This window comes from Paenibacillus sp. FSL K6-1122 (genome assembly GCF_037977015.1).
GTDB lineage: Bacteria > Bacillota > Bacilli > Paenibacillales > Paenibacillaceae > Paenibacillus > Paenibacillus amylolyticus.
Window position 1 is genome coordinate 1,709,124 of sequence record NZ_CP150272.1, and the last position, 20,142, is coordinate 1,729,265.

General features: G+C 49.3%; 20 protein-coding genes and 1 riboswitch. Of the genes, 16 read left to right on the forward strand and 4 right to left on the reverse strand.

What is annotated here, in order from left to right:
- Positions 1 to 16 precede the first annotated feature (16 nt).
- The 4 genes from clpP (at position 17) to NSQ20_RS07530 (ending at position 2,691) form a co-directional block, all read left to right on the forward strand.
- A complete protein-coding gene (gene clpP / locus NSQ20_RS07515; RefSeq protein ID WP_036610761.1) occupies positions 17 to 598 on the forward strand; it encodes an ATP-dependent Clp endopeptidase proteolytic subunit ClpP in 582 nt (193 codons plus the stop codon).
- 227 nt (positions 599 to 825) lie between these two features.
- The gene (locus NSQ20_RS07520; RefSeq protein WP_036610760.1) at positions 826 to 1,200 is read left to right on the forward strand and encodes a GntR family transcriptional regulator; all 375 of its coding nucleotides are present in this window, start codon (positions 826 to 828) and stop codon (positions 1,198 to 1,200) included.
- A 5-nt stretch (positions 1,201 to 1,205) separates the two neighbouring features.
- The gene (locus tag NSQ20_RS07525; protein WP_076319127.1) at positions 1,206 to 2,072 is read left to right on the forward strand and encodes an ABC transporter ATP-binding protein; all 867 of its coding nucleotides are present in this window, start codon (positions 1,206 to 1,208) and stop codon (positions 2,070 to 2,072) included.
- On the forward strand, positions 2,065 to 2,691 hold the full coding sequence (locus NSQ20_RS07530; protein WP_076319128.1) for an ABC-2 transporter permease: 627 nt from the start codon (positions 2,065 to 2,067) through the stop codon (positions 2,689 to 2,691). The genes NSQ20_RS07525 and NSQ20_RS07530 overlap by 8 nt, the downstream gene beginning before the upstream one ends.
- A 141-nt stretch (positions 2,692 to 2,832) precedes the next feature.
- On the opposite strand, the gene NSQ20_RS07535 is transcribed toward NSQ20_RS07530, so the two are convergent.
- Complete coding sequence (locus NSQ20_RS07535) at positions 2,833 to 4,242, reverse strand: PLP-dependent aminotransferase family protein (RefSeq protein ID WP_036611105.1); 1,410 nt, start codon at positions 4,240 to 4,242, stop codon at positions 2,833 to 2,835.
- Positions 4,243 to 4,374: 132 nt separating this feature from the next.
- Between NSQ20_RS07535 and NSQ20_RS07540 the strand changes: the two genes are divergently transcribed.
- The gene (locus NSQ20_RS07540) at positions 4,375 to 5,313 is read left to right on the forward strand and encodes an EamA family transporter (protein ID WP_036610747.1); all 939 of its coding nucleotides are present in this window, start codon (positions 4,375 to 4,377) and stop codon (positions 5,311 to 5,313) included.
- A gap of 64 nt (positions 5,314 to 5,377) precedes the next feature.
- Here NSQ20_RS07540 and NSQ20_RS07545 read toward each other — a convergent pair whose 3' ends face one another.
- Positions 5,378 to 5,947: a TetR/AcrR family transcriptional regulator gene (locus NSQ20_RS07545; RefSeq protein WP_340032195.1), complete on the reverse strand. Its 570-nt coding sequence runs from the start codon at positions 5,945 to 5,947 to the stop codon at positions 5,378 to 5,380.
- A gap of 157 nt (positions 5,948 to 6,104) precedes the next feature.
- On the opposite strand from NSQ20_RS07545, the gene NSQ20_RS07550 reads away from it, so the two are divergent.
- Positions 6,105 to 7,631 carry an FAD-dependent monooxygenase gene (locus tag NSQ20_RS07550; RefSeq protein ID WP_340032196.1) on the forward strand — a complete coding sequence of 509 codons (1,527 nt, stop codon included), beginning with the start codon at positions 6,105 to 6,107 and terminating at the stop codon, positions 7,629 to 7,631.
- 327 nt (positions 7,632 to 7,958) lie between these two features.
- Here the strand turns inward: NSQ20_RS07550 and NSQ20_RS07555 are convergent, their stop codons facing one another.
- Positions 7,959 to 8,762: a Cof-type HAD-IIB family hydrolase gene (locus NSQ20_RS07555; protein ID WP_036610742.1), complete on the reverse strand. Its 804-nt coding sequence runs from the start codon at positions 8,760 to 8,762 to the stop codon at positions 7,959 to 7,961.
- A 289-nt stretch (positions 8,763 to 9,051) separates the two neighbouring features.
- A complete protein-coding gene (locus tag NSQ20_RS07560; protein ID WP_036610740.1) occupies positions 9,052 to 10,056 on the reverse strand; it encodes a lipoate--protein ligase in 1,005 nt (334 codons plus the stop codon).
- Positions 10,057 to 10,245: 189 nt separating this feature from the next.
- On the opposite strand from NSQ20_RS07560, the gene cobD reads away from it, so the two are divergent.
- From cobD to cobS, 10 genes are all read left to right on the forward strand, one after another.
- A complete protein-coding gene (gene cobD, locus NSQ20_RS07565) occupies positions 10,246 to 11,397 on the forward strand; it encodes a threonine-phosphate decarboxylase CobD (RefSeq protein WP_076327238.1) in 1,152 nt (383 codons plus the stop codon).
- Positions 11,394 to 12,230: an adenosylcobinamide amidohydrolase gene (locus NSQ20_RS07570; protein WP_076327237.1), complete on the forward strand. Its 837-nt coding sequence runs from the start codon at positions 11,394 to 11,396 to the stop codon at positions 12,228 to 12,230. The genes cobD and NSQ20_RS07570 overlap by 4 nt, the downstream gene beginning before the upstream one ends.
- A gap of 44 nt (positions 12,231 to 12,274) precedes the next feature.
- A complete protein-coding gene (gene cbiB / locus NSQ20_RS07575; RefSeq protein ID WP_076327413.1) occupies positions 12,275 to 13,255 on the forward strand; it encodes an adenosylcobinamide-phosphate synthase CbiB in 981 nt (326 codons plus the stop codon).
- Positions 13,246 to 13,932, forward strand: coding sequence for a histidine phosphatase family protein (locus NSQ20_RS07580; protein WP_076327236.1), 687 nt, complete (start codon positions 13,246 to 13,248; stop codon positions 13,930 to 13,932). The genes cbiB and NSQ20_RS07580 overlap by 10 nt, the downstream gene beginning before the upstream one ends.
- A 156-nt stretch (positions 13,933 to 14,088) precedes the next feature.
- Positions 14,089 to 14,231, forward strand: a riboswitch (cobalamin riboswitch).
- Positions 14,232 to 14,642: 411 nt separating this feature from the next.
- Complete coding sequence (locus tag NSQ20_RS07585) at positions 14,643 to 15,641, forward strand: ABC transporter substrate-binding protein (protein WP_076327235.1); 999 nt, start codon at positions 14,643 to 14,645, stop codon at positions 15,639 to 15,641.
- Positions 15,638 to 16,684 carry an iron chelate uptake ABC transporter family permease subunit gene (locus tag NSQ20_RS07590; RefSeq protein ID WP_074094020.1) on the forward strand — a complete coding sequence of 349 codons (1,047 nt, stop codon included), beginning with the start codon at positions 15,638 to 15,640 and terminating at the stop codon, positions 16,682 to 16,684. Before NSQ20_RS07585 ends, NSQ20_RS07590 begins: the two co-directional genes overlap by 4 nt.
- Positions 16,681 to 17,493 (forward strand): ABC transporter ATP-binding protein, encoded by an 813-nt coding sequence (locus NSQ20_RS07595; RefSeq protein WP_076319137.1) that lies wholly within the window; start codon positions 16,681 to 16,683, stop codon positions 17,491 to 17,493. Before NSQ20_RS07590 ends, NSQ20_RS07595 begins: the two co-directional genes overlap by 4 nt.
- 45 nt (positions 17,494 to 17,538) lie before the next feature.
- A complete protein-coding gene (gene cobT, locus NSQ20_RS07600; protein ID WP_076327412.1) occupies positions 17,539 to 18,660 on the forward strand; it encodes a nicotinate-nucleotide--dimethylbenzimidazole phosphoribosyltransferase in 1,122 nt (373 codons plus the stop codon).
- Positions 18,657 to 19,217: a bifunctional adenosylcobinamide kinase/adenosylcobinamide-phosphate guanylyltransferase gene (gene cobU / locus NSQ20_RS07605; protein ID WP_047842052.1), complete on the forward strand. Its 561-nt coding sequence runs from the start codon at positions 18,657 to 18,659 to the stop codon at positions 19,215 to 19,217. Before cobT ends, cobU begins: the two co-directional genes overlap by 4 nt.
- Positions 19,214 to 20,104, forward strand: coding sequence for an adenosylcobinamide-GDP ribazoletransferase (cobS, locus tag NSQ20_RS07610; protein ID WP_076327234.1), 891 nt, complete (start codon positions 19,214 to 19,216; stop codon positions 20,102 to 20,104). Before cobU ends, cobS begins: the two co-directional genes overlap by 4 nt.
- Positions 20,105 to 20,142 lie beyond the last annotated feature (38 nt).

A 20,142-nucleotide genomic window follows, 5' to 3' on the forward strand; every position in this document is an offset into this window, starting at 1 on the left:
CGAGGAGGCGACACACATGAATGTAGTACCCTATGTAGTGGAACAGACAGCTCGCGGAGAGCGGAGTTATGATATTTATTCACGTTTGCTCAAAGATCGGATCATTATGGTGTCTGGAGAAATTGAGGATCAGATGGCAAATGCCATTGTGGCTCAGTTGTTGTTTTTGACTGCAGAGGACCCGGAGAAGGACATCCAGATGTACATCAACAGTCCTGGTGGGTCGGTGACCGCAGGATTTTCGATCTATGACACGATGCAATTTGTGAAGCCGGATATCTCCACAATCTGTACAGGTATGGCGGCAAGCTTTGGCACGATATTGCTGGTAGGTGGAACAAAAGGCAAGCGTATGGCATTGCCAAACAGTGAGATCATGATCCATCAGCCACATGGCGGTACGCGAGGGCAGGCGTCGGATATGCTGATTCATGCTAACCGTATCATTCAGCATCGTCAGCGTCTTAACAAGCTGTTAGCCGACCATACAGGGCAGTCGATTGAGCGGATTGAGAAGGACTCGGATCGAGACTATTTCCTGACCGCTGCGGAAGCAGTCGAATATGGATTGGTGGATAAGGTCATATCCAGCACATAACATTAGCCTGGGAGGTCATATGACCTTTCGGGCTTGATTAATCAAGAGGACGAACAGGAAACTGACGTCCTCTTTTTGTCGTCCAGATTAGCTAGCCCGTGTCTATGGATCGAATCAGAATGAGAATAATGTGAAATAAAGATTGACCATCGGTAGGCATAGTGTATATATTATATATACACACTATACCTACTGAAAACTACGTAACATCAATGAGGTGAGGAAAGATTAACATTTTAATATCGAATGCTTCGAGCGATCCGATCTACATGCAGATTCTAACTCAGATCAGACAGAGCATCTTGAGCGGAGAATTGGTTGCTGGAGATAGTCTTCCCTCCATTCGGCAGCTCGCCAAGGATCTGCAAGTCAGTGTTATTACAACTAAACGTGTCTATGAAGAGCTGGAGAAGGAGAAACTGATCGATTCAGTTGTAGGCAAAGGGAGCTTTGTATCCGGAGCCAATCAGGACTTTATTCGAGAGCGGCGGATGAAACAATTGGAAGAAAAGATGCTCGAAGTGATTCGTGAGAGCAGAGAACTGGGCATGAGTTCACAGGATGTAATCCATCATCTTACATTGTTGGTTGAGGAGGAATAAGCATAATGAACGCGATCGAATTACGTAATGTAACCAAAACGTATCCCTTATTTAAAGTAGATAATGTATCTCTGGATGTGAAAAAAGGGTATATCACGGGACTTATTGGTCCGAATGGGGCGGGAAAGAGTACTTTGATCAAAATGATCACGGGTCTGATCCAGCCCGATAAGGGGAGCCTCAAGACATTGGGCAGTGAGATGCCAAATCAGGAAGTTGATATCAAGCAACGCCTTGGCATTGTGTCAGATGAATGCTTTTATTATGAGCATCTAACGATCCGGGAGATGACACAAATGATCGCTCCTTTTTACACCAAATGGGATAATAAAGCGTTCAATGACTACTTGGATCAGTTCGAACTGTCTCCCAAAAAGAAAATCCAGGATCTGTCCAAAGGCATGAAGATTAAGTATTCTCTCGCCGTAGCTTTGTCGCATGAAGCGGATCTGCTGATTATGGATGAACCGACATCCGGGCTTGATCCTGTGTTTAGGCGGGAACTGCTTGATCTGCTTGCAGATATGATACAGGACGAAACAAGGTCTATTATTTTCTCAACGCATATTACGACGGATCTGGAACGTATTGCAGACTACATTACGTTTATTCATCAAGGGAAACTGGTGTTTAACGAGGCAAAAGATGATGTGCTGGAAAGGTATACGATTGTAAAAGGGGATATGGGTCTGCTTGATTCCGACATTCGGAAACATTTCATCGGAATACGCGAGACAGCCGTTGGTTTTGAAGCATTGTCGGATCATAAGGCAGAGGCCGAACGGTTATTTGGCAGGTTAGCTCTTTTACAAAGACCTACGTTAGAAGACCTCATTTATTTTACGGCGAAGGGAGGACGCAAATATGCTTAACTTGCTTCGTAAAGATTTCATTGTACTAAAAAGTTCACTGTGGACGATTGGGTTATACCTGGTGGTATTTAGTCTCGCCTTTATACCTAAGAGTGAAATGTCAATGTATTTTGTAGGCATCTACACAGCCTTTGGTTCGGTCATGCTGGCAACCATGATTGATATCAAAAACCATAATCACAATTTCCTGGTCACACTCCCCGTTAGCCGCAAACAGATTGTAAAAGCCAAGTACCTTTCTGCTATAATCTATACGTTATTCGGGGTACTCGCGTCGTTTGGGATTCACCAGCTTGTGAACCTGAATTATCCTGAACTGAACAAGCCGAATTATTCACTTAGGGATATTGTCATTGCCGTAGGCATGGTGCTTGCGTTAGTTTCCATATACATGCCTCTTTTCTACGGATTAAGCAAAAAAGGTGCTGGTATCATCAATGCGATATTCATGGTCTGCATGATTATACTGGCGCAACCCGTTGCGTACCTGATGAATATGGCCAACGAGAACGGTATAATTACCACAACGACAATGGCATTGGTTTCTGTAGGCATTATAGGTTTGTTTTTGCTGTCCTATCTCATTACCATTCGCTTGTTTGCAAGAAAAGACCTTTGAGCACAGAGCGGGTTGTAGGTAAAGAGTATAGAACACCAAAAGTAAAGTCGCCATAAGGCGACTTTTTTTGATGCAGCGATACGAGTGACAAATTGCACTTGATATTCTTCGGATTGGCTTCAATCCAAGAGTATCAAAATGTTACATTTCTTTCGCAAGCGTAATGAGCCTGCTCATGCCTTCTCGAATCTGCTGCTCATGTGCATAAGAGAAGGACAGGCGCAGCTTGCGACTGGCTGAATGATCCGAAGAATCAAATACGGTTCCGGGTACAAAGGCAACGGATTGTTCCATGCATCGGTGGAGCAGTCTCCCTGTATCCACACCCTCAGGAAGCTCTACCCAAAAGTTGAGTCCGCCCTCCGGCCGGGTCCACGTCCAGTCCGTTTCCAGCAGAGATTGTTCCATCACTTCCATCCGTAGCTGGATGGCGGTCCGCAGCTTGGACAGATGCTGATGCATGCGTTCTGACTGAAAATAACGGAGAAAAAGCTTCTGGTTCAGAAGGGGCGATCCGTTATCTGTCAGTGATTTTACAGCCTGTAGTCCTGGCATGAATCGCTGGCGGCATATGATGGCTGCAATCCGTAGCCCGGGTGCAACATACTTGCTGTAACTGCGGATGTACAGAGTGTGTCCAGTAGTATCGTAGGTGAAAATGGGTGCAGGAGGTTTCTCCTTAAAATAGATATCATAGGTACTGTCGTCTTCGAGCAGAAAACAACCATACTGTTCTGCAAGTTCAGGTAACTGCTTACGCTGTTCTACTGGAACATTAAGGCCGGTTGGATTCTGAAAGGTCGGTGTCATATAAAAGAGGCGCGGCTTCTCACTCTTCATCAGATGTTCGATCTGCTCCAGATCATACCCATCCGAGTGAATATCCGTAAAGATCAGACGAGCACCTTGTTTGCGGAAAATCTCCATTGCCGGTCCATACGTAGGCCGTTCCATCAACACCCGATCCCCGGGTTTGACCAGCGTCCGCGAGATGACATCAATCGCTTGCTGCGCCCCCGAAGTAATGAGCACTTCGTCTGCAGAGAGGTAGAAGCGTTCTTTTTTCGTTAGATGGCTTGCCAGCGCACTTCGCAATTCCAGATCTCCCTGAATCGTGGAATACGTTCCGAGCAAACGGGGATATTGATCCAGCAGATCACGCATTAGTTCACCCCAATACCGGTTGGGCAGCAGAGAGGGATCGATTAACGATTTGGAAAATTGGTATTCTGCTTCAAGGGACTGTACCCGTGCAAGTGAATCCCAATGCAGCCAGGCAGACACGGCGGGATCATCCGCCTGATCCGTTACTGAGAATGGAGTCGCTGGGCTGACATAATAGCCGGACTTGTCCTTAACATAAACACTCCCACGTTCCTTTAACTCCTGATAGGCTTTGAATACGGTCAGACGATGTACGCCGAGTAGCTCGGACAGGCTTCGTACAGATGGCAGTTTTTCATGTTCGGCCCACTCTCCCGCTTCTATACGTACAACGAGATAATGAATTACTTGCTCATATAATTTCAGGCTGTTATCTGTCATCATCATGGTTCTGCCCACCCGGCTCACACTCCTTTTGAACTCTATTGTAACAGCTAATGAGAGAAAACTGTTCTGTTTTGTTCATTCTGTTCTGTAGACCATGAGATATGATGGAGAACAGATAAAGGAGTGGTTATCATGGTGGGGATTGCATTTACGGTTATGTGTCTTATTTTCGGTACAACATTTCTGGCTATTAAAATTGGAGTAGAGGCAGGCATGCCGCCTTTTCTGTCAGCCGGATTGCGATTTTTAATCGCGGGAGCGCTGATGTTTGCATGGATGAGGATGAAGGGCAAAGTGAGCTGGTCGCTCCTGTTCCGCAAGGAGATGTTGTTAACGGGAGCGGGGCTGACCTTCGGCACTTTTGCCACATTATATTGGGCTGAACAGCATGTGAGCTCGGGTGTTGGTGCCATTCTGTCGGCGACAGGGCCTTTGATGATTATGTTGATGCAGACGGCGCTGTTACGGCAAAAAACATCTGCCCGTATGATTGTGGGCTGCCTGATCGGGTTCACCGGTGTGGTACTGGTTGTGTTGCCAGGTGTATCGCTTGGTGCAGGTTCCCTGTTTATGTGGGGCTGTATCGCGGTACTGGTAGGGGAAGTCTGTTATTCAGCAGGTGCATTGTACTCCAAAAAGGTCATTCATCAGTTCAAGGAGGCTAGTCCTGTAGCGATCAATGCGGTGCAGATGATGTATGGGGGACTGCTGTTATCCCTGCTCTCGGTCGGAACGGAATCGTGGAGTATGTCTGCTCTGGACTGGGTGCCTGCCGTCTCGTCGGTGATCTATTTGACTGTCATCGGCTCCATGGTGGGGCATAGTCTGTTTTATTGGATTATGTCGCGTACCAACCCGTTGTTTCCAGCAACATGGTTATACATTTCACCACCCATTGCCGTAGGGCTTGGTGCTGTTGTCTACGGTGAGCATGTCAGCTGGGTTACATGGATCGGTGTAGTGCTGGTCGTTTCAGGTCTGCTGGCGATGAATGAGAAGGTGAGCGGCTGGTTGAAGAAAAGAAGTCGTGCGAGGATGACAGTGCAGGCTTCCGAATCTGTTTTAAAATAGGTAAAGTTTGAAGGTATGCAGCTCAATCTCAAAATCAGCCATTGATTTTAGGTTGAGCTGTTTGTTATTTCAACATGATATTCTCGTTAACCAGTAGGTAGTAATATTCATCCATCTGTTCTGCCGTAACATTTTCTTCGAAATGTTGTATCCACCACATCACAAGTAAACGAATCACCCCCGAGTGAAACTCGGCAACAAGTTCTATGGGAAGTGAAAATTGTTTACCTCTTCTCTTCAATTCCAGAAAATCCCTTCTGAATATCTCTCCGATATAATGTATGAAAAAGTTCTTAAACCCCTCATCCTTCTGTTGGTTCTGCACAATTGTCTCCAGTACATTTCCAAACAGAATTTTAGATATGCTTTGCAAAGGCTGCTGTAATCGATCTTCTACATTCATGTGTAAATAATCCCGAAGGACCCATGTTAGGGTGGAGGACAGTAAAGCAAATTTATCTTTGAAATGTTTGTAAAACGTTGTTCGGTGAACCATAGCTTTGTTACATATCTCATTAATTGTGATGTTGCTGAATAGCTGGCCTTTCTCACATAACAGATCGAGTAGCGCCATCGTTAACAATTTATGAGTTCGGGTAACTCTCAAATCCACCTTTTTATCAATCATTTTCATCTACATCAGTTCCTTATTGTAGTTTAGCTATATAGTATCAACACATTGATTCTTACATGATACGAGATTTCAAGTGTATATTGGTATTATAAGTAATTTTTTTGATAGGGCTACAAGTGTAGATAAAATATGATGGATTAGAGAGGATGAAGTGGCGATGTCCGAAATGAAAAAAGCTGTGGTGATCGGGGCAGGTATTGCAGGGTTAATCACTGCAAGGATGTTATCTGATTATTATGATGAGGTATGTATCATTGAGCGAGATGAATTGCCTTCTGAGCCGGCGAATCGGCAGGGTGTGCCTCAATCCTTTCATCCACATCGTGTATTACCGCGCGGCGGACTCATTCTGGAACATTACTTTCCCGGATACAATGATGAATTGGTCGCGCTTGGCGCCATTCCTTCGCATGAAGAGAAAATTGTGATTGCCAATCGCTATGGTACATTAGTCAATAAGGCAAATGCCGCTTCCTCATTCAAAATTGCATCGAGCAGCAGAGCACTGCTGGAATGGGTATTGCGTCAGCGAGTCCAGAGCATAGATCATATAAGCTTCTTAACGAGTACGGAAGTTACCGGGTTAATGGCATCAGAAGATCAGCGTTCGATTACAGGCGTGTATACCAAAGAAAGAGGTCGGGATAATCGGGAAGAAAATCTTGCAGCAGATATGGTTATTGATGCCGCGGGACGTTCTTCCAAATTGATCAGATGGCTTGAACAGATAGGGTTGTCCGTGCCTGAGCCGGAAGTGCTGAAGGTGTCGCTTGGTTACAGCACCCGCTATTATAAGATACCATCCTCTATTCAAAATGATTGGGGAACGGTGATAACAGAGTCCGATCCTGTGCAAGGAACTCGTGCAGGCATGTTGTGGCGCATTGAAAATGATATCGCTGGACTATTACTGTTCAACGCAGGAGGAGATGAATATCCTCCAACCCATCCGGATGAGTTTCAAGAGCAAATCAAACATCTGTTTGCTTCGGATGAAATCGTAGCGTTGGCAGAACAGCTGGAGCCTTTTCAAGGGCCGCGTGGATACCGTATTTCCGAGTCTATCCGTCAACATTTTGAACTGATGGAGAATTGGCCCTCTGGATTACTCGTCCTTGGCGATGCATTTTGCAGCTTCGATCCGATCCATGGCCAAGGCATGACGGTTGCTGCAATTGAAGCCGAGGCCATAGCGAAATGTTTGAATGAGCAGCGAATGCATCCTGAGCCGCAGTTTGAGCGTCAAGTGCTGCTTCGTATGCAGCAGGCTATTGAACCGGCCTGGTGGCTTAGTTCTGTGGCTGATCTGCGTTGGAAAGGGGTCGAACATGTTGGGCCTTCCCGAATGAAAGGGGTTGCGTTTGCTCAGAAGTATATAAACTTGTTTACGAAGCAGGCGATGAAAAAGGCGAGTCAGGAAAATAATAAACATCTCTTTTTTACCCAGTTCCTGATGAATGCTCTAATCCTTCCTCCAAGTGAATACTTTAAAGGTGAAATCCTGAACATGATCCTGAACGACAATGGTTCCAAAGAAGAAATGGAGTTAAGAGCAGAGCTTGGTGTCCAAGATCCGGAGCTGTTTCAGCAAAGAATAGATGAGATCATTCCGTCATTTCAACTGGAATTTGATGGCCAAATCAAAAAACTGCTGGAGTCTTTCCAGCATGCCATGAGCAAGTAAGATAATAAATCGTGGTGCGTGAAAGTAGGCAAAACATGAAACGAATAATTTTAAATTTCATAGCTAGCATTGTCATCTCATTTATTGTATTTTTTATTGTTTTGTTTTTTGCTGATGTCCAAGATACAAATCGTGTCATCTTATCTATGGCGATTACGATTTCACTACAATTATCCTTGATTACCGCATTGTTGCTCTCAAAACATAAAAAATAACAGAAAAATATACCTAATATAATCGCTAAATAGGATAATGAACATATTTTTAAAATCAAAAAAACAGCCCTGCACGGCGAAATTCGCCGACTGGGCTGTTCGTTGATCTTATTTACTCTGCGTTCAGCACAAACTTCTCGATAACTTCTTTCACGCCGTCTTCGTTATTACTTGCCGTAATGTAATCCGCCAGCTCTTTCAGGGCAGGGATGGCATTTCCCATCGCTACACCAAGACCAGCAACTTCGAGCATCTCATGGTCGTTCCAGGAGTCGCCGATGGCAATACACTCGCTGAGCTGGTGACCGAAATGGTCAGCCAGGAAGGTCAGGGCGTGGCCTTTAGTTCCTTCGTTGTGCATGATCTCCAGGAAGTAAGGTTTGGACTTTGTGATATGGACTTGAGGTCCGAGCAATTCACGCAAGTCAACGGCAACCTTATCCAAGTAGTCTGGCTCATCGATAATAAGCAGTTTCGGTGTTTTTTGTTCGATGACTTTGATGAAATCAGATTCGATATAATATTGGGTGCCGTTTAATTTGGCATAATCACGCAGCTTGTCGTTTTCCTCACGGGCATACAGCTTGTCGTCAATGTATGTTTGCAGGTGGAGATTGTTCTCCAGGCAGTAATCATACAATTTGCGGGAAGCTTCCTGTGGAACGTAGCGCTCATAAAGTACTTTTTCGTCCAGCAGGTTTTTCACCAATGCGCCTTGATACGTGATGATCGGAACGTTAAGTCCGGTTTGACGAGCAAGCGCTTGTGCGGAAGCATAAGCACGTCCAGTCGCCAGCGTTACAGTTACACCATGGGCAACCGCTTGTTCCAGTGCTGTCTGTGTAGCAGGGGTTACTTCCTTGTTGTCGTTGATCAGGGTGTCATCAATGTCGATTGCAATCAATTTGTAGCTCATCTGTGTTTCTCTCCTTTTTTATCTGTATCTATTTGTATCTATACCCGACTTAATCTATATCAGTTCAACGAAACGTTTTACACGAGAACGGAGAGGACAGAAAAAACCTGAAGAAGCGGAGCGTTCGCCTGAAAGCTTTCTGAAAGAAAGCTACTTCGGAAGCATAAGCTATCACCGGATTTCCCCTTTGAAGAAGGGAATCAAAAAAAATCTGGGGATAACAGCGATCGGAAGGTTATTCTGTCATCGGAGTGGCAGGTGTAAACATTCTTGGGTTGAACTTATATACCTACTCTTCCAGGAAAACAAGGCCAATAAAGTCTTCCAGCTCAAGGTTGCCGAAGTAATGTTTTACATCCAGGCCCTCAAGTGCAGTACGCACCTCGGTTTCTTCATACCGCTTGCCGCGCAGCATATTTTCGATATCCGCCACATCGCCTACGCCGAAGAAGTCGCCAAAGATTTTGATATCTTCGATGCGTCCATCCTTGATGTTCATGCGCAGATCGATGATGCCAACAGGGAATTTGCGTGTGTGCTTCACATTGCTTTCCGGAGACAAGCCATAGTTCCAGTCCCAATTATTATAACGCTCAGCGGAGATTTCCTTGATTTTGTCCCAGTCCTTGTCAGTCAGCTTGTATTGCGGGACGTCTTGTGGCTCCATTCTGAAAATGTGACGTAACAGCTCATCGCGGAACTGCTCAATCGTCAGGTTGGTATCAATCAGATCCCGTATGTTGGCGACCCGGCTGCGGACGGACTTGGTGCTCTTGGATTTGAACTTCTCGGGATTGACGTTCAGGGAAGCCTGAACATGCTCCAGATTCAGATCAAACATCAATGTGCCATGACTGAACATGCGCCCACGTGTGGAAAACTGGGCGTTGCCCGAAATTTTCTTTTCGCCCACTTGCAGATCATTACGCCCGGTCAACTCGGCATTTACACCAAGCTCGTGCAAAGCTTCAACCACAGGCTGGGTGAACTTGCGGAAATTGTGGAAGGATTGACCGTCATCCGCTGTAATAAAACTGAAATTCAGGTTGCCCAGATCGTGATATACCGCTCCGCCTCCCGAAAGACGACGAACGACCTGCACACCGTTATCCTGAACGTACTCGATATTAATTTCTTCAATCGTATTTTGATGTTTTCCGATGATAATCGACGGACGGTTAATGTAGAACAGCAGATAGCTGTCATCCTCCATCGGCAGATGCTTCAGAATGTACTCCTCAATGGCAAGGTTTACAGAAGGATCTGTAATGCCCTGGTTATCTACAAACAGCATGGTCATTCCTCCATTAATGTATGTGAGGGATTGCTAGTCCCTTATGTAGTGAACCTTGTATATCAAAAGGAACCGAAATTCCTCTTCTATTGTAAACGAATTATGGTTGGGACACAAAGAAAACAGGATTGACCCACACCTCCCGTGCCATCCATAATAAAAAGGACATACAGAAAGGATGACGGAAGAATGACCGGTTATATCGAAGTGTTCGGACATGGCGGGGACGTGGAGACGGCTGCGTCACGATTTGGGAGGGAAGCCGCTGATTTTCTGGATTTCAGTGCCAACATTAATCCGCTGGGTCCGCCCAGAGGAGTGCTGGAGGTTATACAGCAAGGAATGCAGTCGGTGATTCGCTATCCCGATCCGGCGCATCGGGAATTCAAAGCACTGCTGAGCGAGCGTCTTGGTGTGATGCAGGAGCAGATTTCCGTGGGCAACGGCGCAGCCGAAAGCATGGCGCTCATTCTGCTGGGGCTTGCCCCGCGCAAGGTGGGTACCGTGGAACCGGGATTCTCGGAGTACCGGGCGTTGGCACAACAATTCGGTGCCGAGGTGGTGCATACGGAGGGAAGAGAAGAACTGGCGTGGCGAGCGGAACCCGAGGACATCGAGCAGCTCATGGAAAAGGTAGACCTGCTCTTCCTCGGCCAGCCCAACAATCCAAACGGTGTACAATATCCGCTTGAGGTATTACAGAGGCTTGCCCGCAAAGCGGAAGAAACGGGAACCGTATTTGTTATTGACGAGGCATTTATGGATTTTATTCCGGTAACCCGGCGTCAGTCCCTGGCAGCACATCTGAATGACTATCCTAATGTGATCATCATTCGCTCGATGACGAAGTTTTATGCCATTCCGGGTTTGCGTCTCGGATATGCACTGGGCCGTGCCGAATACATTCAGGCGATGACAAAGAAACAGGTGACCTGGAGTGTCAACGGTCTGGCGCTCATGGCAGGGGAAGCCTGTCTGCGCAGCGGAGAACGGTACGAACAGGAGACCATGTCACAGATCACGCGGGAACGGGGGCGTCTCATCGAAGGGCTGAAGGCGTACGGATGTGCGGTGACACCGGGAGAGGCGAATTTTATTTTGGCACGTGTGCCGGCCCCTTGGACAGCGGCATCAATGCAGGAGGCGCTGGGTCGAAGAGGCATTCTGATTCGCAGCTGTGCCATGTATTCGGGGCTTGACAAAGGGCATGTACGTTTCGCGGTCAAGGATGCAGATGCCAATGCTACATTACTGGAAGTGCTGGGCAGCGTGCTGGAAACCAAGGGATATCCGAATGTCGATCAGACGAAAGATGAGGAACAGGGAGGGGAGCGGCAATGACACTCCCGTTTTATAACTACTTTACGAATGGAGAAACAGACGAGAATGAATATGCTTCCTCTTCCTGGCCGGGACTGAACATATCTGCACATGAACGACATATCAAAGCACAGAGTCCAAGGGCAGCCCAAGCGCTGTCGAGTGCGGTATATGGCGGCGGGATGTTTGAACTGGATCGCATATTTAACATCTATGTGGACAGGCATTACCGCTGTGATGATCCGCCGCGTGATATCGAACAAGCGCTGAACGAATGGCGAGAGCCGCGTGATCAATGTGCCGGATTATTGACGGCCGTAAGGCTGGAGCATACCTCCATTCAGGAATATACAAGTGATGAATTTGGTCTTCTGTGCTGTACCACTGCGGGTGTATCGAATGCCGCACGCGCGGGGTCGGAGAGAACGGTTTTTGATACGGTGGGAAATAAGACGATGTCTTCCGGCAGGGAGCGCTCTGCTCCTTCAGCACGGAATCTAACGATGGCCCCCTATGTCCCGGGTACAATTAACATCATGCTCTGGTTGAACGGACGCATGACCAACGGGGCGATGGTGAATGCGGTACAGACGGCGGTGGAAGCCAAAGCGGCCGCGCTGGCGGATGTGGGCGTTCTGGATTCGGAGAACGGGTTGCTCGCCACCGGCACCACAACCGATGCCATTGTGTTTGCAGTAGGTCAGGCAGTGGAAGTGGAGGAACCTCAGCCGATGATCACTTATGCCGGGACAGCGACTACGGCAGGGGCGGCGATTGGCAGATTGGTATACGACACGGTAACGGAAAGCCTTCGGGCCGGACTGTTATGGAAAGAGAGGGTCAGGCACAAATGACTTTTGAGGTGGAGCATATATGGACCTGGCCTTTCTGGACAGGCATGGCGGGAGCCTGGATTATTATTCTGGCGTACCTGTTGGACCGATGTATCGGAGATCCGCGCTGGATTCCCCACCCGGTGATTGGCATGGGTAAAGGCATCTCGGCGTTGGAGCGTGTCATTCGCTCGTGTGTGCGCACAGATTCGGGGCTGAAGAGAGCCGGGCTGTTGTTCCCGATGGTGATCGCAGGGGGTTCTTTTGCGATCACGTGGGGAATCGTATATCTGCTTGGACTAATCCACCCTGTCATTGCAGCGGCAGCTGAAGTGGTGCTCATTGCAACAACCATTGCTTCAAAAGGGCTGAAGGATGCAGGCATGGAAGTGTATCGTCATCTGAAGCAGCAGGATTGGCCGGCGGCCAGACGTTCACTGGGCATGATTGTTGGACGTGATACGGCGCATCTGGATGAACCCGAGGTTGTACGGGGAACGGTAGAGACGGTTGCCGAAAATATTGTGGATGCCATTGTCTCGCCGTTATTCTATGCGCTCATTGGAGGCGCTCCGCTTGCCATGGCTTATCGTGCCATCAACACGTTGGATTCCATGGTCGGATATAAAAATGACAAGTATCTGCATCTTGGCTGGGCCTCGGCCCGTCTGGATGATGTGGCGAACTGGATACCTGCCCGGCTGACCGCGATTCTGTTAATCGTGGGTGCCTGGGTCATGAAGCTGGACGCCAAAGGAGCAGCACGCATGGTTGCACGGGATGCAAGACTACATCCAAGTCCGAATAGCGGTTTTCCCGAATCAGCGGTGGCTGGAGCACTGGGCATCCGGCTTGGCGGACATAACGTGTATCACGGCGTTGCTTCATTTCGTGCCTACATGGGTGAAGCCACACGGCCGATGGAAGCCGAGGATATTGTGCAAACGTCACGTCTGATGTTCTGGTCGGCAGGTGCTTTTGTGGTACTATGCGTGTTCATAACGCTGGGTGTGTGGCTGGCAGGAGGGACGCTGTTATGGCCGTAAATGAAGGAAATGCAGGCAATGAAGTACATACGAATCAGCCTGGGCCGCTGAAACGAAACATTCTGTGGGTCCGTCATGGGACAACGTTGTGGAATGTGGAAAAAAAATATCTGGGGCATACCGACATCGGTCTGCTGCCAAATGCCAAAGAAGAACTGGCTCCGCTTCATGAACAATTGAGCGGTATTTCGTGGAATGAGGTATATTGCAGTGATCTGCTTCGCTGCCGGCAGACGCTGGAACAGATTCTTCCTGATGCCATCGGACAGGTGAAGTTCGACTCGCGTCTGCGCGAGAATGATTTTGGACAGTGGGAAGGGCTGACGTATGAGCAGCTCAAGGATAATTCTGTGTACCGAAACTGGATAGATGCCCCGCAGGAGGTCACTCCGCCTGAGGGGGAATCGTGGCAGGAGTTTACCGGACGGTTGGACTCCTTTCTCCAAGAGATGTTGTTGGAGGGCCGTCCTTCGACGCACGATGATGAGGGCCAAGTGCCAACTATAGTTGTGGTTACGCATGGTGGTGTCATCCGGTATGCCTTGTCCCGTCTGATTGCCGGGCTTGGGTTCTGGGATACACATGTCGTACCGGGACAGGCGATTCAGGTTCAGCTTGAACAACAGGGGAATGAGTGGTTTGGCAGCAGAATGACTTTTCCGCCGATCGGGTTGTAAGGATGTACAATATACCCTATAATCACAACAGAAGTGTGACTTCAGCATGGATGCAGATTCGCTGCAGGCTGTGAAGCCTGAACGAGTATGTAGTATGCAGAAATTACACGGCAATGGTTTACCATATCAGCGACCAAGGGTCCCGCGTGTGAAGGCTGTTTTCATGGCAAATTTAGTACGAGTCATGAAACACACATGGGTGAAATGGGGAAGCCGGTGCAAATCCGGCACGGTCCCGCCACTGTAAAACAGGATGATTCCTGTAAGTCAGGTTACCTGCCCTGGACGTACAAACCGGTGTTCCTTCGAGGAAAGGACAGCGTTTCGGGCTATTCTATGCGCATGGACAACCCTTGGTTGAACATGTACAGATTGCCATATGCGAGACGTCATCCCTGATCCTAGACGTAAGGATTAGGGATTTTTTATTGTTCATGTAAGATGAACCGAGACCAATTTTACACGAGGTCACTCCGATTGCAGTACCACCTTCCGATCGCTGTTATCCCCAGATTTTTTGATTCCCTTTTTTGAAAGGGAAAATCCGGTGATAAAGGCGAACACTTCGTTTCTTCAGATTGGTTCTGCACTCTCCGTTAGCGTGTAAATATTGCAGTTCAAACCTTACACAGGAACACCAAGGCATGGGGAGTAAGAGTTTGAGCACGATGCAAGAAAATAGTACAAATAGAGAAGGGGAGAATAACAGAATGAATTTCAAGAATTGGAAAAACGTAGCGTCCCTGCTAAGTGCAGCGGCACTCGCACTGGCTTTGGCCGGATGTGGCAATGCAACAACAAACGAGGGCACAGGTACTTCACAGCAACCGGCACAGGAGCAGTCCCAAGGCCAGGCGCAGACGGACCTCAAAACACAATATCCACTGACAGTTACGGATGCAACGGGGGAATCGTTCACCTTTGAAAAGGCACCGGCCAAAATCGTATCCGTGTCTCCGGCTGAGACGGAATCCCTGTTTGCACTTGGATTGGACGATCAGATCGTTGGTGTATCCGACTATGACGATTATCCGGAAGCAGCAACAACCAAAGCTAAAATGGGCGGTATCACCAAGCCAAATGAAGAGTCAATCATTGCTGCTGAAGCCGACATTGTCTTCACAGGTATCTCGATGAGTGAGGATGCGGTGAAAAAGCTGCGCGAACTGGGTATTACCATTTTCAAAACGGATCCTAAATCCATTGACGACGTGATGAATAATATCGAAACCTTCGGTAAAATCACTGATCATCAAGAAAAAGCTCAAGAGATCATCACCCAGATGAAACAGGACGTGACGGATGTAACCGAAGCGGTGAAGGCAGTTAAACCGGAAGAGAAGAAAAAAATATACGTTGAATTCTCCCCAGGCTGGACTGTGGGTAAAGGCGAATTCATGGATGAACTCATCACTGTAGCCGGTGGTAGCAATATTGCTTCGGACAAAGAGGGCTGGTATGAAATTAATGAAGAGAACGTGATTGCCTCCAACCCGGATGTGATCCTGTATGCCAACGATGTAATTGATGAAAACTCCAAAACACTGGATCAGATCATCAAGGCGCGCAGCGGCTGGGATCAAATTACGGCTGTGAAAAATGACGCGGTTATTGGCCTGGATGCCAACCTGCTGAGCCGTCCGGGTCCACGTGTAACTCAAGGGTTGAAAGAAGTAGCCAAAGCGATCTACCCTGACTTGTTCCAATGAGTAAAAAGCTGATCCTGTTCGGAACGACGGGCATGGTGCTGCTGGTGCTCACCGTGCTCATCTGCACGGGCATTGGTTCAGTAGCGTTGCCGATCCGGGATATTGCAGGCATCCTGATTCACAAAATTCCCTGGGTGGGCGATTGGATTACACCGGATTGGAATAAGGCAGCCGAACAGATTATCTGGAAAGTCAGATTCCCACGTGTACTGCTTGCCGTGCTCGTGGGCGCATCGTTGGCGATTGCAGGTGCGGGATTCCAGGGGGTTCTTCGGAACCCGCTGGCAGACCCGTTCACCCTGGGCGTATCATCCGGTGCTTCAGTGGGTGCAGCCTTTCTGATTTTCTTCGGATTGCAGTATGCACTGATTGGGATCTGGACGTTGCCACTGGTGGCGTTTTTGACGGGTGTAATCACGTTATGGTTTGTTATGGCACTGGCTCGTGAAGGGCGTAAAATACCTACACATAGCCTCATTCTGGCTGGTGTGGTCATGCAAAGTTTCCTGGGCGCAGTTGTTTCCTTCCTGTCGACCATGTCGAAACAGACGATTAATGAAATTATATACTGGACGATGGGAAGTCTGGCTCTGCGTGGGTGGTCGTATACGGCCATCCTTTTCCCGTATTTTCTGTTAGGGCTGGTCTTTCTCTGGAGCCGCGCACGCTCGTTGAATGTGCTTGCACTGGGAGAACGTCAAGCGGCACATATCGGGATCGGAGTGGACAGACTCAAGCTGTCCGTGCTGGCAGTTGGCACACTGCTGACTGCTGGGGCTGTCTCGGTATCGGGTGTCATCGGATTCGTTGGATTGGTGATCCCGCATATGTTGCGGTTGCTGGTGGGACCGGATTACCGACTGTTGGTACCTTTGTCTGCCATTGGTGGAGCGATCTTCATGGTGTGGGCCGATACCATCGCAAGGTCGTTGCTGGCACCAACTGAAATTCCGCTCGGTGTTGTCACCGCCTTTGTTGGTGCGCCGTTCTTTGCTTACCTGCTGCACCGGAACAAAAAGTTGCAGAAGGGGATGATGCCATGAGTTCCAGTACCCGTTCCAACTCGACTTCACTTATCTCTATTAAGGGAGCAGGGAAGTCATATGGCAATCATCAGGCACTGCACAATGTAGACTGGCATGTTGGCGAAGGTGACTGGTGGGGAGTTGTCGGACCAAACGGCAGCGGCAAGTCCACCCTGATCCAGCTTATTGCCGGAACGGAACAGTTAAACGAAGGTCAGATCCGTATCGATGGTCGAGATATCGGCTCTTACAGCCGTAAGGACCTGTCACGCATGATCGCTGTATTGCAGCAGGATGGCTTGCCAGCCATCTCCTATCCCGTGCGAGACGTGGTGGAGATGGGGCGATATCCATACCAGAACTGGCTGGGGCGTGAAACGGGTGATGGGGCACTTGTGGTGGACAGGGTGCTTCAAGACCTGGGATTGACAGAACTGGCGGACAGACCGCTGGATGCACTCAGCGGCGGGCAACGGCAGCGGGTCGCACTAGCCAAAGTTATGGCTCAGGAGCCGAGGTTACTGCTGCTGGACGAGCCGACCACGTTTCTGGATATTAAATATCAATTGCAGTTCATGGAATTGTTATCGGCATGGCGACAGAGAAATAACATTACGATTGTGGCTGTGCTGCATGATCTGAATCTGGCCGCGTTATTTTGCGATCACATTCTGGCGCTGCGTGAGGGCATGGCGGTTGGAAAGGGTACGCCTCATACATTGATCAACGATGAGAATATCCAGGATATATTTCGCGTCAAACCCGCGATTGTCTCTCATCCCGACCATGCCATACCTCAACTGCTGTTGCGGCGGGACATCGATTAAATGAAACGGGGCAACCCATATTTTGATGAAGGAAGTGCTGGTTGTATGAATAATGAACAGGTGTTGGAGCATTTAATAAGTAAGATTACTGCTCCTGATCAGGAAGTGGCGGCAGAAACCTCTGCGCACGTGGATTCGTTGACGAAGCCGCCGGGGAGTCTGGGCAAATTGGAAGAGCTGGTGATCCGCCTAGCAGGCATGACTGGCAATGCACGTCCGCGTTTTGATCACAGGGCGGTCATTGTCATGGCCGCGGATCACGGTGTAGTGGAAGAGGGCATCAGTGCTTTTCCTGCCGAAGTGACCCCGCAGATGGTCCTGAATTTCCTCGCTGGAGGTGCGGCAGTGAATGTGCTTGCCCGTCACGCCGGAGCTGGTGTGATCTGTGTGGATATTGGTGTGAATGCCGATCTTGAACATCCGGACCTGCTTTCCCGCAAAATTCGCAAAGGCACGGCCAACATGGCCCGAGGGGCAGCGATGACCCGGGATGAGGCAGTTCGGGCTATCCTTGCAGGAGCCGAAGTTGTATCGGCAGAGGTGGCGAAGGGAACACAACTGTTTGTCACCGGGGAGATGGGAATTGGCAACACCACCGCAAGTGCTGCGGTAATGAGCGCGTTAACCGGAGTTGCACCAGCTGCCGCCGTGGGGCGAGGAACCGGCATTGATGATGCAGGCTTGCAGCGCAAGGCTGCTGTAGTCAGCCGGGCGCTTAGCGTAAACGCACCAAACCCGGAAGATGCACTGGATGTTCTGTGCAAGGTGGGTGGACTGGAGATTGCCGGACTCACAGGGGTTATCCTCGCAGCAGCTGCTCATCATTGTCCGGTCGTTGTAGACGGGTTCATCTCTACCACGGCAGCGCTGGTGGCGAGACAACTTGCACCTCTGAGCACAGCCTATATGATCGCTTCTCATACGTCACACGAAAATGGACATGGAGCGCTGCTGCGTGAACTGGACCTGAAAGCGATGCTGGATCTGGACATGCGTCTGGGTGAAGGCACAGGCGGCGTGCTCAGTCTTCATCTGATTGACGCAGCATGTCTCATTCTGAACGAAATGGCGACCTTTGCAAGCGCGGGTGTCTCGGACGGGGCAAGCCATGCTTCGGACTCCGCTGCGTCGGTTGATTCATCCCTGCAAGGAGAGAGTTCACGATGAGTGTACTGGTGACAGGCGGCGCACGCAGTGGCAAAAGCTCCTTTGCCGAGCGTCTCTGCATGCAGCGTTCCTCGGAGGCGTGGTATGTGGCGACAGCTCAGGCGTACGATGATGAAATGCGTGAGCGCATCGCCATGCATCAGCATCAGCGCGAGGCATCGGGGTATCTGTGGCATACAACAGAAGAGCCGATACATCTACCTGCTTTGATAAGCCGCATGGGTGAAGGGCATACAGGGACTTCTGCACCCACCATTCTGGTGGATTGCCTGACGCTGTGGCTGACAAATGTTTTGTTAGCGCATGAGCATGACGAGAAGCAGGTGTTACAGGCACATTTAGACGCGTTGGTTGAAGCGATTCGAACCTATCCCGGTTTGCTTGTTCTGGTTACAAATGAAGTGGGGGACGGGATCGTACCGGAATATGCCCTTGGTAGGAAATATCGGGATTTGGCCGGTGTACTGAATCAGCGTATTGCGGCGATATGCGGTGAAGTGTTTCTGGTGACCGTAGGCATTGCGATTGAATTAAAAAGCAAGGAGTACCGCTTATGAAGGATGGCACGCCTGCTCCTCAGCGTAAACATGCGGCGGCAGCCGCTTTTCAATTTTTGTCCCGTTTCCCTGTCAAAATGCAAATCGATTTTGTCCCGCCGTTGCTGCGGGAAAGTGTTGTCTTTTATCCGCTGGTCGGTGCTGCAATCGGTCTGTGTGTCTGGCTCGCGGGAGCCTTAAGCGGTGCAGTGCTTCCGGCCTTTCCGGCTGCCGTCCTGACCTTGACGTTATGGGTATGGCTTACCGGAGGGCTCCATCTTGACGGATGGATGGATACGGCGGATGGCTTGCTCAGTTATCGTACCCGTGAACGGATGCTGGAGATTATGAAGGACAGCCGTGTCGGGGCACTGGGCGTGATCGCCTGCGTGTTGCTTCTGATGATGAAGGCTGCGCTGATCGCTGATTTTATTGCACGGGGCCACTGGGTTTACGGTGCGTTGCTGATCCTGCCCATGATCTGGAGCCGCTGGTTCATGGTGTATGCGATGTCGGCCTGGCCGAATGCACGCGAAGATGATGGACTTGCCGTATTGTTTAAAGGTCTGGGTGATCGGAAGGAGGTCCAGCGTGCACGCAGCTCAGCCGTTGGCCTGACCTTGATCGCAGGGGCAGTTACGTTTGCCGCGGTGTGGCTTTTCAAGCCGGATCTGGGGATTGCGGATGTGATGGTGAGTGGGCTGGGAACACTGCCATGGTGGCTATACCCGGTGACGGCAGTTATTATACTGCCTGTGGCGTGTTATTATATCGGCCGATTCGTGGCTGCCCGGATCAGTGAACGGCTCGGCGGTTTAACCGGGGATACGTATGGTGCCATGAATGAGCTGCTGGAGGCGGCTTTGTTGACTGTGCTGAGTGTGCTTCAAGGACTGTTCTGGCTGTAACTTTTGAAATATGAAGCAGTATGGAAAGTGTTACGCAT

Coding starts and splice junctions, on each gene's coding strand:
- clpP (WP_036610761.1), top strand. CDS start 17: ATGAATGTAGTACCCTATGTAGTGGAACAGACAGCTCGCGGAGAGCGG.
- NSQ20_RS07525 (WP_076319127.1), top strand. CDS start 1,206: ATGAACGCGATCGAATTACGTAATGTAACCAAAACGTATCCCTTATTT.
- NSQ20_RS07530 (WP_076319128.1), top strand. CDS start 2,065: ATGCTTAACTTGCTTCGTAAAGATTTCATTGTACTAAAAAGTTCACTG.
- NSQ20_RS07535 (WP_036611105.1), bottom strand. CDS start 4,242: ATGATGATGACAGATAACAGCCTGAAATTATATGAGCAAGTAATTCAT.
- NSQ20_RS07540 (WP_036610747.1), top strand. CDS start 4,375: ATGGTGGGGATTGCATTTACGGTTATGTGTCTTATTTTCGGTACAACA.
- NSQ20_RS07545 (WP_340032195.1), bottom strand. CDS start 5,947: ATGAAAATGATTGATAAAAAGGTGGATTTGAGAGTTACCCGAACTCAT.
- NSQ20_RS07550 (WP_340032196.1), top strand. CDS start 6,105: ATGTCCGAAATGAAAAAAGCTGTGGTGATCGGGGCAGGTATTGCAGGG.
- NSQ20_RS07555 (WP_036610742.1), bottom strand. CDS start 8,762: ATGAGCTACAAATTGATTGCAATCGACATTGATGACACCCTGATCAAC.
- NSQ20_RS07560 (WP_036610740.1), bottom strand. CDS start 10,056: ATGCTGTTTGTAGATAACCAGGGCATTACAGATCCTTCTGTAAACCTT.
- cobD (WP_076327238.1), top strand. CDS start 10,246: ATGACCGGTTATATCGAAGTGTTCGGACATGGCGGGGACGTGGAGACG.
- NSQ20_RS07570 (WP_076327237.1), top strand. CDS start 11,394: ATGACACTCCCGTTTTATAACTACTTTACGAATGGAGAAACAGACGAG.
- cbiB (WP_076327413.1), top strand. CDS start 12,275: ATGGCGGGAGCCTGGATTATTATTCTGGCGTACCTGTTGGACCGATGT.
- NSQ20_RS07580 (WP_076327236.1), top strand. CDS start 13,246: ATGGCCGTAAATGAAGGAAATGCAGGCAATGAAGTACATACGAATCAG.
- NSQ20_RS07585 (WP_076327235.1), top strand. CDS start 14,643: ATGAATTTCAAGAATTGGAAAAACGTAGCGTCCCTGCTAAGTGCAGCG.
- NSQ20_RS07590 (WP_074094020.1), top strand. CDS start 15,638: ATGAGTAAAAAGCTGATCCTGTTCGGAACGACGGGCATGGTGCTGCTG.
- NSQ20_RS07595 (WP_076319137.1), top strand. CDS start 16,681: ATGAGTTCCAGTACCCGTTCCAACTCGACTTCACTTATCTCTATTAAG.
- cobT (WP_076327412.1), top strand. CDS start 17,539: ATGAATAATGAACAGGTGTTGGAGCATTTAATAAGTAAGATTACTGCT.
- cobU (WP_047842052.1), top strand. CDS start 18,657: ATGAGTGTACTGGTGACAGGCGGCGCACGCAGTGGCAAAAGCTCCTTT.
- cobS (WP_076327234.1), top strand. CDS start 19,214: ATGAAGGATGGCACGCCTGCTCCTCAGCGTAAACATGCGGCGGCAGCC.